The organism is Niabella yanshanensis, assembly GCF_034424215.1.
Classification (GTDB): Bacteria; Bacteroidota; Bacteroidia; order Chitinophagales; family Chitinophagaceae; genus Niabella; species Niabella yanshanensis.
Genome location: NZ_CP139960.1, coordinates 3,656,932 through 3,673,842, shown reverse-complemented (window position 1 = coordinate 3,673,842; position 16,911 = coordinate 3,656,932). Strand labels below are relative to the sequence as shown.

Genomic DNA, 16,911 nt, shown 5'->3' with positions numbered 1-16,911 from the left:
AGAAAGGCTGGTACATTATCATTTGCTTTTTAACCGGGCCCCGATACCAGGCTCTTCCGGCACTTCAATTACCCCGTTTTCTTTATATATCATTCCGCCTTCAACAGGGTCTTCACTAAACATCAGCGCTGTATCAAAATCAAAATAGATGATCTGTTCGCTGCATAAAGCCAGGTGTGCAAAAGCGGTCATGCCAATCCTTGATTCCAGGAAAGCGCCAATCTGAATCTTAACATCATGCGTTTCGGCCAGCCTGATCATCTTTAAGGCTTTAAAAATGCCCCCGCTTTTACCCAATTTAATATTGATCAGATCACATGCCTTTAAGTCAATCAACCTTTGCACATCATGGTGATCACCGCAGGTTTCGTCGCTCATAATGCGAACGGGGCTTTGCCTCCTTATTTCGGGCAACTGCATAAAAGCCCAACGGGGTAAAGGCTCTTCGCAATGCTGTATATTAAAGGGTTCCAACGCTTTTAAAGTAGTAATAGCTTCTTCAAATCCCCAACCCTGGTTAGCATCGACCCTTAACGGTATTTCGTACCCCACCGCTTCACGTATAGTCCTGATCCGCTCTACATCACTGGCACCACCCTTTCCTATTTTTACCTTGATCACCGGGAAACCGGCCTGCTTTATTTTTAACGCATCAGCGGCCATCTTTGTTGCATCGCCCACGCTTACCGTATAATCAGTTTCTATTCTTTTACTTTTTGATCCGCCCAGGTATTGATATAGCGGCTGACCGGCCATTTGCGCAGCAATATCATACAAGGTCATATCAAAAGCGCTTTTGATGCTATTATTGCCGTATATCAAGCTATCCAGCTCATTGATGCGCTCTTCAATCTGCAGTGCATCTTTTCCCAGCCATATCTTTTCAAAATATTTCGCTACCACCAGGGCGGTATTCGCGCTTTCGCCATTGATGCTCATAAACGGGCTGCATTCTCCCCAGCCGGCAATACCAATTTCGGTATGAACGACTACCACCACATTATCTGCGCTGTAAATCGGTCCTAATGAAATAATAAAAGGTTCTTTTAAAGGAACAGATAGTTTGTGCAGTTCTATTCTTGTGATCAGTGCTTTATCCATACGCTAAACTTACATGAAATTTTTTATTCGGAATAACGAGCCCTCTGCAACACACTTATCGTCATTTTTCACCGCAGAGAAATAAGCACGCAAAGATGACGCAGAGGTATCACTGTTTCTGGTATAGTTGGAGTTTGACGCTGCATTATCTCCGCTTCTCCTTGCCTCTGCGGTATAACCTACATACAAAAACCCCGGTATTCTATAAAACAAAAAAACAGGCCGAGGCCTGTCCTTTCTCCAAAGAGTACGAAAAATTAAACTATTTAACGAGTTTCAATTCTTTAATGATATTAGATGCCCCGCCCAGTTTATCAATACACCATAGTACATAGCGTATATCCACATTAATGGTACGGTTCAGATCTTTATCAAACGCCAGCTTATGGCTCAACGCTTCATAATTACCATCAAATGCCAAACCGATCAGCTCTCCATTTGCATTGATTACCGGTGAACCGGAGTTGCCCCCTGTAATATCATTGGAAGAAATAAAGCCGATCACCAGGTCTTTACGAACCGGGTCTGCATACTGACCAAAATCTTTCTTCTTAATTAATTCGATCTGTTTTGCAGGAAGGTCAAACTCATAATCCCCAGCCACATATTTTTCCAGTAAACCTTTTGATGTCGTTACATAATCATAGGAAACTGCATCCTTAGGTTGGTAAGGTTTCACCTGCCCATAGCTTACGCGCATCGTAAATGTTGCATCTGGATACATCATCTTAGCCTTAGCAGCATCCATTTCCAATACACCTTTCAGGTATATCCTTCCGTAGTCATTATTTTTAATAGTGAACTGCTGATACGCCGGATCGAATCTTGACCGGTAATTGTCTATAAACGCGGCAGCGTGTTTCACTGCGGGGTCATTACCAACTTGTACCGCATCGCCGCTGCTGATTAAAGCAGACCATTTTGCATCATCGAATAGGGCGGTGTTTTTAAATACATCAGCTGCATATTTTTTATAGGTAGCCAAATCATCCAAAGAACCATACTTCTGCTGTAAAGCTTCAAAAAAGCCTTTGGGCTGCTGGTCTTTTTCTACATTCTCATAAAACATTTTAGTTGATGCTGCCAGTATATTTTCATCGGAAGGCCGGTCCTCAGCTTCCAGGAAAGCAGCCCTCCTGGTGTTGAGTTGCTTTTTTGCTTCCTCTGTACCTGCATTTTTTGCGGTGGCAGCCATCCTTACGCTTGCTGCAAATGCAACTAAAGGAGATCCCAAAATACCCTCGTTCAGGTACACTCTTTCTTCAGCAAAAGGCTTCCACTCCTCATAAGCTTTGCCCCAGTCTGCAAAAAGATTCTGGTACTCCGGCTTGCCTTTTGCCCAGGTGATAAATTTATTTTCTGCAGCCTTTTTCTGGCCATATATGTCATATTTCAATAACTGTTTAGTCTCCCCGTCGAAAAACTTCCAGTAATTGGCGATACCAGCATAGCTGGATGCCAGTTTCAGCTTGGTTGCAGGATCCTTTTTCATTTCTTCAAACATGTACTTCAAACGCATGTCACGCGCCTTAACCAATGTTGGATTATTTACCTCGGTAGCCAGTTGAATACCATAAGAAGACTCATACCGATTGGTACCACCGGGGTAGCCCCAGATCATCGCAAAGTCATTTTCTTTCACTCCCTTTAATGATACCGGTAAAAACCATTTTGGTTTCAGAGGTACATTCGCCGCATCATAAGTAGCGGGTTTATTTTCTTTATTCGCATATACACGGAAAATAGAGTAGTCTCCTGTATGCCGGGGCCACTCCCAGTTATCGGTATCTCCTCCAAATTTACCTACACTCTCGGGTGGTGTGCCTACCAGTCGGATATCTTTGTAGATTTCGTATACAAAAGCCAGGTACTGATTACCTTTGAACATGGGACTAACGCGGCAATCTATGCTATTGTTTGCATCGCTCAACCTTTTATTGATGGCCATAATCACTTCCTGTTGTTTGTTTGCACGTTCCGCGCCTGATAAATTACCTAAAGCGGCCGTTACTTCTTTGGTCACATCTTCGATACGCAACAAAAACTGAACAGTAAGCGCTGTTTTTATTTCTTCTGCTTTATTCTTCGCATAGAAACCGTCGCGCAGGTAATTGTGATCAACAGTGCTTGCTCCGGCAATAGCCCCATACCCACAATGGTGGTTGGTGAAGATCAAACCTTCTGCACTTACGATTTCACCCGTACAACCTCCGCCAAAAATAATGATCGCGTCTTTCAGGGAACTTTTATTAACACTATATAACTGTTCCTTAGTTAGCTTAAGGCCTTTTTTAACCATATCACTATATACCTGCTGCCCTAATAAGTGGGGCAGCCACATACCTTCATCTGCAAAGGATTTAAATACCGTTGCCACCAGCAACAGCATCACTACCAGAGATCTTTTAAACATTATCATATAATTTGATTTGAATAGTAAACGCCTGCATACTTCAAAACAGCGCATCAAACTTACAAAGAAAACAAAATGATTGGCTTTACCCCAACCGTTCATCAAATAACCGGGTTTAAATACAATCTCACAATCCAGGCTGTTTACTGCATTTATTTCAACTAAAATGATCTATTTTTATAGTGCTGCCAACCCTTAGCCATATGAATAAGAAAATATTTAATTTTTTGTCGGCGGCTTCCATAATCGGCCCACCATTACCCTTACAGGCGGCACGATCTTTACCACTTTCCCGGTCATGAAAGTGCCAAACAAAAAGCTTTATCGGCTCAAACCAACAGCGGGGGATTTATGGTTTGGGAAATGAGCCATAACACTGGCGATGATAATGCCTTGTTGAAAGTTGCCTGCGACGCCATCGGAAAAACTTATTAGCCCCGTAGTGCTTTTGTGCACAACATTGTAATATATTCGCAAGCAAATATTGGTACTGCATGAGCCTACCCGCAAAGCATTTAAAAGTAAAAGTTTCGACGATCCCTCAATCCGGTAAAGGATTATTTGCAGCGATTGATGTTCCTAAAGGAGCCGTTATCACTGAGTATGTTGGTCGCCGTGCCACCTGGGCTGATGTGGAAGACGATGCGGACAACCCCTACATTTATTTTATAGACGAACAAAATGTAATTGATGCCTCGAAGGATCTAAAATCCCTGGGACGGTATGCTAATGACGCAACGGGCCTTACCCGGGTACCCGGACTGAAGAACAACGCGGAATATTACGAAGAAGACAACCGGGTTTATATAAAAGCCACAACTGCAATACCTGCGGGAAGCGAAATATTTGTTTCTTACGGAAAGGACTACTGGAACCAGGTGAGGGAAAACATCAAACTGGATACAGCAGCAAAGAAAAAAGCCCGGTAACCAACCATCCCGGCAAACTCCTCCTTCAACAATTATAAACGTTTGATCCTACCGGTGGTCAAACGAAAGCAAGGCTTTTATTCCCACTTTCAAGGTTCGGCGTATCTTTGCCGCCTATTAATTTATTAGAACGTGGAGAAAAGCAACTTTGTAGACCAGATACGTGTTTATTGTCGCAGCGGGCATGGTGGAGCTGGTATTAAACATTTTTTAAGAGATAAATTCACTGCCAAAGGCGGACCAGACGGTGGTGATGGCGGTCGTGGCGCCCATATTATTTTAAAAGGGAACCGGAACCTTTGGACATTATTGCATTTGCGTTATCATAAAAATGTATTGGCGGAAGACGGTGAAAGCGGCGGGCATAACAAATGTACCGGCCGGAGTGGTAAAGATATTATCCTGGAAGTGCCATTGGGTACCATTGTTATAGATGAGGAAACCGGCGAAAAAGAGGCGGAAGTATTGGAAGACGGTCAGCAGGTAATTTGGTTACCTGGCGGAAAGGGGGGCCTGGGCAATCATAATTTTGCAACACCCACTAACCAGGCGCCGGAACATGCGCAACCAGGTATGCCAGGCGTTGAGGGCTGGAAAGTACTGGAACTAAAGGTACTGGCTGATGTAGGCTTAGTAGGCTTCCCCAATGCCGGTAAGTCAACGCTTTTATCAGTGATCACTGCAGCGAAGCCTAAGATCGCTGATTATGCGTTTACTACGATCACACCCAACCTGGGTATCGTAGAATACCGCGACGGGCGTAGCTTCTGTATTGCCGATTTACCGGGTATTATTGAAGGAGCGGCCGAAGGTCGCGGATTGGGACACCGGTTTTTGCGCCATATTGAACGTAACCCTGTATTATTATTCCTGATCCCGGCAGACAGCAATGACCACCGGAAAGAATTTGAAATTCTGCTGAACGAGCTCGAACAATATAATGAAGAGCTGTTGCATAAAGAGATGCTGATCGCCATTAGTAAAAGTGATATGCTGGATGATGAGCTGAAACAAGCTATCAGCGCCGAGATGCCTGATAATATCCCGCATTTCTTTATTTCATCCGTAGCACAAAAGGGACTGATTGAATTAAAGGACGCTTTGTGGAAGGCGCTGAATACCAAAGAGGAAGAATAATTTCTTTTAGAAATATGGTTGATCGATGTTGACCGTTACTGTTTCAGAAGCAATAAAAAAGTCGAATAGGATAGTTGTAGTGCCTGTTTTGCTGTGTTTAGCGCCCATACTGCCCCTGATATGGTTATTTGATCATTATAAAGTATCAGCCGTTTGGGGGCTTATCGTTATCGTTAGCTGCTTTGTACTCATGATTCTGGCCGGCCTTTACTTCACGCTCAAATGGGAAATTTGGGCTTTACAACACGTAGATGATATAAAAGCCCTTAAAACCAGAGTAGAAAATCGTCCATTTAGCATGGGCTTTCCTGCCAAATGGAAGATAGGAAGCAAATCCCGGAAACTACTGGTTCAGGAATTATGGGAGGAGCGATCATCCAGAACACCTCTTTATCGGCCGGCTATATCTTATGATTACACTTTGCCTGATGAAATAGCCGTATATGGATCAAGAATTCAATATGGTGCTTTTGCACTTTGCCTGCTCGCCATGCCGTTTATTTCTTATAGCAGAATAACTGACAAGTATCAATTATACCTGGTACTCCCTGTAGAATTAATTGCCATTATCTTTTTTTTATACAAAACAATATTTCCCGGTCTCAAACTTAAATTATCAGCAAAAGGCATCTGGCTTCCTAAAACAGGTCATGTTAAGTGGGAAGAGATATCGAGAATTTATATAAAAGACGAGCTCGATCAAGATGCCGCCTTAACAGCGTTTCTCTGTTTTACAAAAAAACAGCCGCTATTATCAAAAGAAATAATTTTTAAGATCCGGAATTTAAATCTTACATCTTCTAAATTAGAATATGCAATAAAGAATTATCTTTCAGCATATAACAAAAAAGCTTCAGAACCTCTTCATTTCGGATAATGTTTGAAGAGGGCAAAGTTTAATACCCTCTTTTATGAAAAAAACGATTGCTTCAATTTTGACCTGTGCATTTTTTACAGTAGGGCACGCACAAACTTCTGCCGGAAAATTATTGCTGGAGAACCTCGATAATCCGGCAGGCATCATGGAAGGTCAACCCCGCTTTAGCTGGCAAATCCAAAGCAAGCAAAGAAATACCTTACAAAGTGCTTACGAGATAAAAGTAAGCAGTGGCAAGAATATCGTATGGAGTTCAGGCAAGGTTAACACGGACTCTTCTGTTCATGTAGCTTACAAAGGAAGCCCACTGGTGGCCAATGAAAAATATCAATGGCAGGTAAAAGTGTGGGACCAAAACGGTAAAAGCGCTGCCTGGAGCGCTCCTGCTTCTTTCCAGATGGGATTAATGAGCCCGGGCGACTGGAAAGCCCAATGGATTGAATCCGGCATAACAGAAGCGCCCTCAAGACCTTCACAACTTTTTCGCAAAAGTTTTTCCACCGGCAAGAAAATTAAATCAGCCACAGCCTATATCACTTCTCACGGCATGTATGAAGCCTACCTGAATGGCAAGCGCATCGGCGATGCCTGGCTGACTCCGGGTTGGACTTCTTACAATAAGAGGCTGCAGTATCAGTCTTATGACGTAACCCATCTGCTACAACAGGGCGCTAACACCGTTGGCGCAATGTTGGGCAACGGCTGGTACCGAAGTGTATTGGGATGGAACAACAATGGCAATATTTACGGAAAGACCCTGGGACTGCTGATGCAGATTAATATTGAATATGCTGATGGCAGTAAAGATATAGTGGCCACCGACGGCAGCTGGAAATCGGAAACAGGCTCCGTTACCTATTCGGAGATCTACAACGGTGAAACCATCGACGCCCGTAAAGAAAAATTGAATTGGAACACGAATAACCATGACGACAAGAGCTGGGCTGCTGTACAGGTAAAAAATTACCCGCTTACCAACATCGTTACCACGGTAAACGAAGCGGTAAAAAAGCAGGAATCATTTAAAGCCCTCAAAATAATTACTACACCCGCTGGTGAAAAAGTAATCGACTTTGGCCAGAACCTGGTTGGGTGGGTAGAGATGAAGGTGACCGGTAAAGCAGGAGATTCAGTATTATTATCTCATGCAGAAGTATTGGACAAAAAAGGAAACTTTTATACCGAAAACCTGCGTGCTGCAAAAGCACAGAATAAGTATATCTTAAAAGGGGGAAGTTCAGAAACCTTTCACCCCTACTTTACCTGGCAGGGATTCAGGTACGTGAAAGTAGAAGGTTACCCCGGCGAATTGAAACCGGAGCACTTTACGGCCTATGCCCTGTATTCTGACATGAAACCAACCGGTATTTTCAATAGTTCTGATTCGCTGATCAATCAGCTGCAACATAATATTCAATGGGGACAAAAGGGTAATTTCCTGGATGTGCCTACTGATTGTCCCCAGCGCGACGAACGCCTGGGCTGGACCGGGGACGCACAGGCATTTTCAAGGACAGCGTCCTTCAATATGAACGTCAATAATTTCTTTGCCAAATGGATGCGCGATGTGGAAGCAGACCAGATAGATGGACTGGTACCACATGTAATCCCTAATGCATTAGGTAAAGATGGCAACAGCGCGGGCTGGGCCGATGTGGCGACTATTGTGCCCTGGGATATGTACATCGCTTACGGTGACAAACGCATCCTTGCCACCCAATACAATAGCATGAAAGCCTTTGTAGAAAGTGTACGTCGCACTACAAAAGACGATCTCTGGAACACTACCTGGCATTTCGGAGACTGGTTATTTTATCGCCCCTTTGATGATAATGACGGCAGCAGTGCCGTTACAGATAAGCACCTGATTGCCCAATGTTTTTATGCGCACTCCACACAGCTACTGATCAATACGGCTAAGGTATTGGAAAATACTGCAGATGTTACCACTTATACAAACCTGCTGCAGAGAATAAAAGCGGCTTTTAATAAAGAATATGTTACCGCAACCGGCCGGCTGGTTTCAGGAACGCAAACAGCCTATGTATTAGCATTACAGTTTGATATGCTGCCCGAAAACAGCCGCCAACAAGCAGCCGATCGACTGGTAGAAAATATTAAACGATATCATAACCACCTTACAACAGGTTTTTTAGGCACGCCTTATTTGTGCCATGTATTGACCCGGTTTGGGCATAGCGATCTGGCTTATACTTTGTTAATGCAGGACACTTATCCATCCTGGCTTTACCCGGTGAAGATGGGCGCTACTACCATTTGGGAAAGATGGGACGGTATTAAAACAGACGGTTCTTTTCAAACACCCACGATGAACTCCTTCAACCACTATGCTTATGGCGCCATCGGCGACTGGATGTACAGGAAGATGGTCGGCTTAGACACTTATGAAGATGGAGTAGGTTATAAACACATACAGGTAAAACCACATATCGGTGGCAAATTCACACATGCCAGTGCATCTTTACAAACTTACTATGGCACATTAAGTAATGCCTGGAAAAAGGATAGTGCCCAAATCAGCATGCAGGTAGAAATTCCTGCTAATACCAGGGCCACTATCTATATTCCCGGAACTGACATAAGCAAGATAACAGAGAGCAACGCGCCCTTATCTTCTTCAAAAGACATTAAAGTTACAGGCCGGGAAGATGGTTATATAGTAGTAGAAACCGGTTCAGGTAAATATTCCTTTGCTGTAAAGCAATAACGCGGTTCATTTAAACAAAAGGCGATATGCATCAGAACGCATATCGCCTTTTGTTGTCATATAATGAACTTAAAACGTAACTGTATCCAGGTCTTTACCCACGAGTATGCCATCTGTGGCTTTCAAATCAAATGTCAGATCCTGCTTAGCCTTCATCTTAATGATGAATAATTCGGCACTGCCGTTTAACAGCTCTTTTTTACCCACATTAACGAAAGCGGGATACAGGGCTTTGGTACCATTCGTATGCAACCGGTCGTAAGTAAGGTTCTCCATTGCCCCGGTGCCGGTAGTTTGTGTACCTATGTATTCATATTTCGAGGCATCATAAGGCAATGCAAAACTCAAAGCATTTACACCATCCAGATTGTGCCCTTTTATCGTTATTTCAATATTATCCCCTTTCTTATAGTAAGCCTTATTAGAGGCCAGGACCAATTTCCCGCTCAGTTTTCCCGCTGAGTCACGCGACACGCCTCCATCCAGCTGTGTTGTCACATTGGAAATATCAAAAGCGTCTATCAGGTTATTTTTGTTAATATCACCATTACTGATATAACCTTCAAAGTCTCCGTCTCCTTTACGCAAACCGGTATAGTTGGTATAGGAAGTAAGGTCATTGTGGTCGATTTTGCCATCATTATTAATATCACCGGGGATATAGCTTGCGCTGCCCGGCACTTTGAATACATAGATCTCCCTGCCCGATCCGAAGTTGCCGACACCTTCTGTAACCTCTAGTTTAACATACCGTGCGGTTGGTTTTGTTGTAAAAGTAAATTCCTTGATCTCGTTGCTGCGTTTCCATGCAATCATACCGGCTTCTGTCCAGGACTTCCGGTCCATACTATAATAGATCTTTCCCTTCAGGATCACGCCGTTAAAGCCACTGCTGCGGGGCAGGTATTGCAGCTTATCCAGCTGGTTAACACTCTTCAGATCCAGCACCAGGTCGAGGGGTATGGCATTCTTTCCGTATTGGGTATGCCAGTTATTATCCTCATCAAAATCAAACAACTTATTAAGGCCTTCGCCACCCTGAGATGCAGCGGTGCTATAACCTGCAATACCCTTAATAGCAAATTGCAAAGGGTTCATTTTGGTTTTGCCTGTTGCAGCAGCCCATGCAGATGGGCCGGTTTTATTCACCGCCCTTACCTGGAAACTGTAGCCGGATTCGGGCTGCAGTTCTTCGAGTAAAAAGGACGTATCAAGGATGTGTGAATACAACATATCATTGAACTGCACTTCATAAAAATCCGCATTATCCGTCTTTTTCCAGGATGGTTGCAAACTAAATGCCTTCGCATTACTATCGATCACTGTAAGGCCTGCAACAGGGCTCAATACTCCGGTTGCTTTCCTGAACTGATTGTCGATATGAAAGAGAAATCCGCTTAAAGTCACTTCTACCTTGCTTTTGCTGATATCGGTAGTCGCCAGTTTTACCCATACCTGTGGGTTCCTGGCAATATGTTGTTTTGAAAAATCACTCCCGGCGGTGGCAAAACGGTTAAACTCCGGAGCTGCATTGTAAAAATATACATTGGACTGCTTGTTGAATTCATCGGCTGATGCCACCTGCTTCAATTTCACTTTCTTACCACCTACACGGGCAGTTATTTTTTTAGCCGGCTGAGATACATTAAACTTCAGCACTGTTTCTTTATCTTTTACAAAGCCGTCAAAATTTCCTTTTGCCGTATTAACAACAACCGAGACCTTATCTTTAATAGCATTCATGCTGATCTCAGTTGTAGTCCCTTTACTGCCACGATAAGCTTCGGTTACGCCATCATCATCATACTCTGTAAATGCGGAAACACCTGCGGGGTATAGCTCGTAGATACGTAGCTCTTTATTAATCTCATGCACATTATTATTTGCATTAGCCAACGGAATAATAGCGCCCGGCTTCACTAATACCGGCAGCTTCCAAAGCGGCGCATTAAAATAATTGATCACACGGCCCCCTTCATACTGCTCACCTGTGAAATAATCTATCCAGGTTCCCTTAGGCAGGTATATCCCATGCCTGATATCATTGCCCTCCTTATCAGATCTGGTATCTTTGTATATAGGTGCTATAAGGAACGATGGGCCATACATAAACTGGTAGCGGGTTGCGGCACTTAAGGTATAGGGAGTTGCTTCGTCTAAAAACATAGCCCTGATCATCGGCCATCCGCTTATAGCTTCCCTGGCAATAGAGTAGGTATAAGGCATCAGCTCCGACTTCCACTTCAAATAATTGCGGTTGATGGAAGTGGCGGGTTCACCCAATGCTTCAGGATATTTGGGGTTCGATCCCCATCCATCCATATTAAGTTGCATAGGTGTAAAAGTCTTCCATTGAAAATCCCGTACATTAACCGGTATATTTTTGCCGCCGAATATACCGTCCATATCGGAGCTGATATTCGGATTACCCGACAATCCTGATCCGATATAAGTAGGAATATGAAAACGGATATACTCCCATTGTCCCCCGGTTTGGTCACCACTCCAGATGCCTGCATAGCGTTGTGTACCGGCCCAGCCATCTAAGGAAATAATAAAGGGACGTGCATTCTTTCCATATTGAGAGGTGATCCTGGCCACATCTGCCACACCATTTAAACCAAAAGAATACCCCGCTCCCACCCATGCCACATCTGTTTTCAAAACACGTACACCCGCGTCTCTGACTTCTTTTACAATATCACGCTGTAACAATGCGCTGACACCAGCTTTTGGATGAAGGTCACTTTGGGTCCACAGCCCTATCTCCACGCCATTTTTACGGGCATAGTCTCCAAAATTTTTAAGGTTCAACACATTGCTATCTAAGGTACCCGTTTGGCCATAGCCTGCGCCATATCCGTCATTGGGCAGCACCCAACCCAGTGGCATATCATTTCGTTTGTAACGGTCGATCACGGCTCTTGCTGAAAATCGATAGTTATTGGCGAGCTCCCCGTTTAACGATTCTTTGATACCACCATTATCTTTCTGGCTTTCCTTATACTTCTTCCCATCTTCAAACAAAATGCCCGTGGTATCTTCCTTCCAGTAGTCGCGGTTGTAAGCATTTAAATGTCCCTGGTAAAAGGCAAATTTGGGCAACAATACCGGGTGGCCGGTTAGCTGGTAAAAATCATTCAACAGCGCAACAGCACCATTATTCACCATAAAGAACAGGTCGAGATAATTGGTTTCATGGTACAGCGTTACTACTCCTTTTTCTTTTAAACCAAAATCATATTTTCCCTTTCTAAACGTGTGTCCCATTACTCCATATCCATTCGTACTCCAGTAAAAAGGATTGGGCGATGCCACACCGCCATCCGTCCAGCTGTTTTGATTCTCAATGGCGATTGCCCTGCCCTTATGAGAAAACCGACCGTTCTGTACACCTCCTCCATAAAAATACTCATTAGCAGACTCTTTTAGCTTAACAGTTGTTTGGGCTGCTTCAAAGCTAACCGGCTCTACAGACTGTACTATCGTTTCTCCACCACTCGTCAATATTGAAAACTGCGATGACGCCTTGTCTAACCTGACAGTAATGCTGCCAGTAGATATTTCGAAAGACATTCCGCGATCGGTAAGCGACATTTTTGTAACCGGTTTACGCGGCTGATCCACCAATATCTGCGCTTCAGGTTTAGCTTCGGGTGCGCGCAATTGTTTAGCAGTGCTGTCTATAAACAGCCTGAAAATATGATCAGCATAAAAATCTATGATTATATGCCGGCCATTGTTAAGCTGCAGCTCTACCGTGGTGGGGTTAACCGTTTTAGCCGAAGTAATAACCGTATTATTAGTTTGCGCTGAAGTAAAAGAGACAAAACCAAGAGATAAGAGGCATAAAAGCGACAGGGTGTAAAAAAATTTCCGGAACATAATATGACAGATCGAAATGATTGAAATGCAAATAGCAAAAGTAATTAATGGTACAGGGGATTGATCAATCTGCACAATCGTATGCGCAAATGCAGATTAGCTATACCCTGACACCGGACAAAACAAATAAATTGTATTTTAGTAGCTCAACTAAACAGTAATCAACATGAAAACAAAACAGCTGCTGACAGCAACCATTGCAAGCCTATGTCTTTACACTGCGCAGGCTCAAACTAGTAACAGCGCCGGCCATACAGCATTTCAACGGGATTTTGCGAAGCTTGCTATCGAGCATCCGAATAAAAGCATTTTTGTCAACAACGCAGAAAACAACTTTAATTATAATGAGGAAAAATACCGCAAGTTCAAAAAGCTGCGTACCGGAGGTATTATATTAACCAGTGTGGGAGCCGGGCTGATCATTGGTGGTACCGCATTGATCATTGATGGTAATAACCAGAATGACGGATATAATTTCAGTGGTAATTATTATGATGGCGACCTTACCGATGGAGATGGCAAAATAGTTGCAGGCGCTGTAGGAATTGCATTCGGCGCTCTTTCTGTAGGTGGTGGTATTACTATGTGGGTGATTGGCAATAATAAAATGAAAAAATATGGTGGCGGACAAATGTCTATTCAGCCTACCAAAAACGGGCTGGGACTGGCCTACAAGTTTTAATATAAAAAAGCCCATGATTTAAACCATGGGCTTTTTTTAATTAGCGATGATCATAGCTTAAAACCCGCTTCAGCTTCCAGCGCCCGCCGTGTAGTAGCCAGAGATGAATAAATGCCGCTGTACTGGTATGCTTCCAGCCGTTAGCTTCTTTTATATAAAAAAGATGAACGCCTTCCTGGATAGCCCCATACAATACATTGTTATTGTACATGGGAAAAACCTTAAGGCTGCTGTCCGCCAGTTCACGCTTTGGTTTAAAATTACCGTTACATATATTCTTTTGAACCGTTGCTATAAACGCGGCCTTGCCATACGAAGGGCCTCCCTTATCGTGATAAAACTCCAGGTCTTCACTAACCAATGTATCATAGGGAGAAAGATTGCACTGGTTGAACCCAACTTCAAAAATCAGGCTATCCCTGTTCTTTAAAGTTTTGTAAAGTTCCGATGCCCTGCTTTCCTGTCCCCTGGCCAGGTTGGCTAACATAACAATACTCAACAACAGTAACGTCCTGATCATTTTATTGTAGTTTACAAAAAAACCATTACTCAGCCAGTTTCTTTTTTAAAGCTTCTATTTCTTTTTGCTTTTGCTCCAGTTCCCTGGCCATTTCTTCTTTGCTTTTATTTTGCGAAGGGCTCTGATTATAATGATATACTTCTGCTGTATCAGCGCCCGGAGGAGGCGGTGGTGGTGGTGCAACAGGCGGAACTACTTTCATTGAATCAGCAGATCCACCATTGCCGTCCCAGCGATAATTGTCGTCACCTTCTTTACTACTGCTTTTCACTACGTCAGTATCATCATCACTCTTCAGGCTTCCATCGCTTTGCATCGTGTAATCAGTATTCGAACGGTACCTCCTGATATTGTTGGTGACATACCTCGAACTTCTAACTCTTCTTCTGCCATTATTGAACTCTATATTAACATTACTCAATTTCGAGAACACGGTGTTTTCTATATTTATTTTTTTACCTACCGGCACCTGCACAACTACCAATACATTTTGCGCCCTGTATTTGCTGCTCTTGTCTACGGAGAAACCTGCCGGCAGGTCCAATATACTGTCAGTCGAGCTCACCGTATATTTTATTTTTTTTGCCCGGGCTAAAGCTTCCTCGTCTGATTTACCCATCGCTTGTTTAACAATAGTCACGTGATACAAACTATCCTCGCTTTTTTGAAAATCCAGGTTAATAGTCGATAAGTTCAAAGTGTCTGTTGTGATATTAAAACCTTCCAATTCGTTACCATTATCATTCAACCAGCCGAAATTGCCTTCATACACCAATTCGGGTTCACTTACTTTAAATATTAATTTCCCATTAGACGGCTGTTGAATAATCGCTGTCTCTTCTATTGACTCGTATCTTTTAAAATCGGTGGACATACTCGCCAGAAAAAACATCAGACATACCCAACCAATAGCCCATAAACCGCCGAATGTCCAGTTTAGATAATTACCCGGTGTGCGAATACTGATCACTCTTCTTATCAGCCATATCACCAAACCCACTATCGGTGCTCCTATGAAAAGGATCAGGGTACCCCAACCCAGCATTTGTTGTGTTTCGCTGGTCCATAAGAAATTATTTACCGGCGCCCATGCAAAGCCGCTAAACAGGAAAGTAAGGAATACGGCCAGCAGGGATACTGCAATGATACCGCCGATAACAATAAAGATCGCTTTAAAGATCATAGCAATTATGTAACCAATGCCCCGCCCGCTTTTCTGCGCCACATAGGTAAATTCCCTTCCAAATTGTTTTCCCCTTGCCTGGCCAAACGTTTCGGCCCGTTTGCCTAACTTTTCGGCAGAATCCTGCACCTCTTTCCCCCAGTTCTTCATGCGCTCTCCAATATCACCCATGGTGTTTTGTACATTTTGTTTGATGGTGTTTACATCAATGTTTTGCCCGCGCATTTCCATTTTCTGATAGGGAGTCAGCGCTTCCGGTAAAACGATCCATAAAACGATATAGATGAAAATAAAAGTACCGGTAAGCCCGCTAAATACGAGGTTAGGAAAAAAGTCAAAATCATTGTTCCAGCCAAACACATTCACACCTTTTAAAATACTGATGATTAGTGGCAGTGCCAATATACCTCGGATAGTATTGGGATTGATATTAAAATAAGCGCTCATACCACCGGCTACACCTCCAAACCATTTATTATCCGGATCACGAAACATACGCTTCCCTTTGTAGGTATCGATGCTGCGGGCTGGTAAGAAAATCCATAAACCAATATAAATCAGAATACCGGTACCAAAACCTCCAAACGACACAATAGCAAACAATACCCTTACCACCGTGGGATCGATATTTAACCAGTTGGCGATACCACTGCAAACACCACCTAATACTTTGTTATTTGAGTCCCGGTAAAGGCGACGCTTTTCATTCACCGTGAAGTTGGGGGTATATTCCTGGTCGGCGCCTTGCGCGGCGGCATCGAAATCTTCGGGGCGGCCCATAGCTGCGATCATCTCTTCCACATCCGCATCTGTAATATGAGGAGCGCCTTTGCGTATTTTGTCATTCATCAGTTCACCAAAACGGGCTTCTATATCCGCTACAATCTCATCCCTACCCTCTTCATTTTTAAAGTACTCGCGAAGGCTATTGGTGTAAGCCTGTACTTTTTCGTAAGCAGCATCTTCAATTGCAATGCTTCTGCCGCCTAATGTTATGTTGATTATCTGTTTCATGTTATCTCGTTTGTTGGTAGTAGTAAGTAGTTTATATAGATGATGTTTGTGTTAATGTATTGACGGCCCCCGAAAGCTCGTCCCATGTTTGCTGCAATTCCTGGTAAAAACTTTGTCCCTTTTCGGTTAGAGAAAAATATTTACGCGGCGGTCCTCCCGAGCTTTCTTCCCAGCGGTAAGTTACCATTTCTGAATTCTTTAGCCGGGTTAAGAGTGGATATAAAGTTCCTTCCAATATATGTAAGCCTGCCTCCTTCATTTCCTCCGCAATATCACTGGGATAAGCCTCTCCGCGCTTGATGACGGAAAGAATACAAAATTCGAGTATTCCTTTTCGCATCTGGCTCTGTGTATTTTCAATATTCATTGCTTAACTAATGTGATACAAAGATATTGGCAATTAGCAGTAGTAGGCAATACAAAGTACTGTGTATGATATGAG

The 16,911-nt window shown here is 43.3% G+C and carries 11 protein-coding genes; 5 read left to right on the top strand and 6 right to left on the bottom strand.

The genetic code is table 11. The features are described from left to right. Positions 1 to 18 precede the first annotated feature (18 nt). A complete protein-coding gene (locus U0035_RS15200) occupies positions 19 to 1,101 on the bottom strand; it encodes a mandelate racemase/muconate lactonizing enzyme family protein (RefSeq protein ID WP_114791887.1) in 1,083 nt (360 codons plus the stop codon). Positions 1,102 to 1,363: 262 nt separating this feature from the next. Next, positions 1,364 to 3,514 carry a S46 family peptidase gene (locus U0035_RS15195; RefSeq protein WP_114791981.1) on the bottom strand — a complete coding sequence of 717 codons (2,151 nt, stop codon included), beginning with the start codon at positions 3,512 to 3,514 and terminating at the stop codon, positions 1,364 to 1,366. A gap of 494 nt (positions 3,515 to 4,008) precedes the next feature. Here U0035_RS15195 and U0035_RS15190 point away from each other — a divergent pair, with 494 nt between their 5' ends. The 4 genes from U0035_RS15190 (at position 4,009) to U0035_RS15175 (ending at position 9,185) form a co-directional block, all read left to right on the top strand. Further along, positions 4,009 to 4,443: an SET domain-containing protein gene (locus U0035_RS15190; protein ID WP_114791888.1), complete on the top strand. Its 435-nt coding sequence runs from the start codon at positions 4,009 to 4,011 to the stop codon at positions 4,441 to 4,443. Positions 4,444 to 4,575: 132 nt separating this feature from the next. Continuing rightward, positions 4,576 to 5,580 carry a GTPase ObgE gene (obgE, locus tag U0035_RS15185; protein WP_114791889.1) on the top strand — a complete coding sequence of 335 codons (1,005 nt, stop codon included), beginning with the start codon at positions 4,576 to 4,578 and terminating at the stop codon, positions 5,578 to 5,580. Positions 5,581 to 5,605: 25 nt separating this feature from the next. After that, a complete protein-coding gene (locus U0035_RS15180; RefSeq protein ID WP_114791890.1) occupies positions 5,606 to 6,457 on the top strand; it encodes a hypothetical protein in 852 nt (283 codons plus the stop codon). Positions 6,458 to 6,491: 34 nt separating this feature from the next. After that, a complete protein-coding gene (locus U0035_RS15175) occupies positions 6,492 to 9,185 on the top strand; it encodes an alpha-L-rhamnosidase (protein WP_114791891.1) in 2,694 nt (897 codons plus the stop codon). 69 nt (positions 9,186 to 9,254) lie between these two features. Here U0035_RS15175 and U0035_RS15170 read toward each other — a convergent pair whose 3' ends face one another. Continuing rightward, entirely contained in the window at positions 9,255 to 13,070 is a 3,816-nt protein-coding gene (locus U0035_RS15170) for a TIM-barrel domain-containing protein (RefSeq protein ID WP_114791892.1), read from the bottom strand. A gap of 166 nt (positions 13,071 to 13,236) precedes the next feature. Here U0035_RS15170 and U0035_RS15165 point away from each other — a divergent pair, with 166 nt between their 5' ends. After that, on the top strand, positions 13,237 to 13,752 hold the full coding sequence (locus U0035_RS15165; RefSeq protein ID WP_114791893.1) for a hypothetical protein: 516 nt from the start codon (positions 13,237 to 13,239) through the stop codon (positions 13,750 to 13,752). A 40-nt stretch (positions 13,753 to 13,792) separates the two neighbouring features. On the opposite strand, the gene U0035_RS15160 is transcribed toward U0035_RS15165, so the two are convergent. The 3 genes from U0035_RS15160 to U0035_RS15150 are packed head-to-tail and all read right to left on the bottom strand — an operon-like array spanning position 13,793 to position 16,809. Further along, positions 13,793 to 14,272 carry a nuclear transport factor 2 family protein gene (locus U0035_RS15160; RefSeq protein WP_114791894.1) on the bottom strand — a complete coding sequence of 160 codons (480 nt, stop codon included), beginning with the start codon at positions 14,270 to 14,272 and terminating at the stop codon, positions 13,793 to 13,795. A 25-nt stretch (positions 14,273 to 14,297) separates the two neighbouring features. Further along, positions 14,298 to 16,469 (bottom strand): PspC domain-containing protein, encoded by a 2,172-nt coding sequence (locus U0035_RS15155; protein WP_114791895.1) that lies wholly within the window; start codon positions 16,467 to 16,469, stop codon positions 14,298 to 14,300. 31 nt (positions 16,470 to 16,500) lie between these two features. Next, positions 16,501 to 16,809, bottom strand: a complete 309-nt coding sequence (locus tag U0035_RS15150) for a PadR family transcriptional regulator (RefSeq protein WP_245957767.1) — start codon at positions 16,807 to 16,809, stop codon at positions 16,501 to 16,503. Between the last annotated feature and the right edge of the window lie 102 nt (positions 16,810 to 16,911).

Coding starts and splice junctions, on each gene's coding strand:
- U0035_RS15160 (WP_114791894.1), bottom strand. CDS start 14,272: ATGATCAGGACGTTACTGTTGTTGAGTATTGTTATGTTAGCCAACCTG.
- U0035_RS15180 (WP_114791890.1), top strand. CDS start 5,606: ATGTTGACCGTTACTGTTTCAGAAGCAATAAAAAAGTCGAATAGGATA.
- U0035_RS15155 (WP_114791895.1), bottom strand. CDS start 16,469: ATGAAACAGATAATCAACATAACATTAGGCGGCAGAAGCATTGCAATT.
- U0035_RS15200 (WP_114791887.1), bottom strand. CDS start 1,101: ATGGATAAAGCACTGATCACAAGAATAGAACTGCACAAACTATCTGTT.
- U0035_RS15175 (WP_114791891.1), top strand. CDS start 6,492: ATGAAAAAAACGATTGCTTCAATTTTGACCTGTGCATTTTTTACAGTA.
- U0035_RS15165 (WP_114791893.1), top strand. CDS start 13,237: ATGAAAACAAAACAGCTGCTGACAGCAACCATTGCAAGCCTATGTCTT.
- U0035_RS15190 (WP_114791888.1), top strand. CDS start 4,009: ATGAGCCTACCCGCAAAGCATTTAAAAGTAAAAGTTTCGACGATCCCT.
- U0035_RS15150 (WP_245957767.1), bottom strand. CDS start 16,809: ATGCGAAAAGGAATACTCGAATTTTGTATTCTTTCCGTCATCAAGCGC.
- U0035_RS15195 (WP_114791981.1), bottom strand. CDS start 3,514: ATGTTTAAAAGATCTCTGGTAGTGATGCTGTTGCTGGTGGCAACGGTA.
- U0035_RS15170 (WP_114791892.1), bottom strand. CDS start 13,070: ATGTTCCGGAAATTTTTTTACACCCTGTCGCTTTTATGCCTCTTATCT.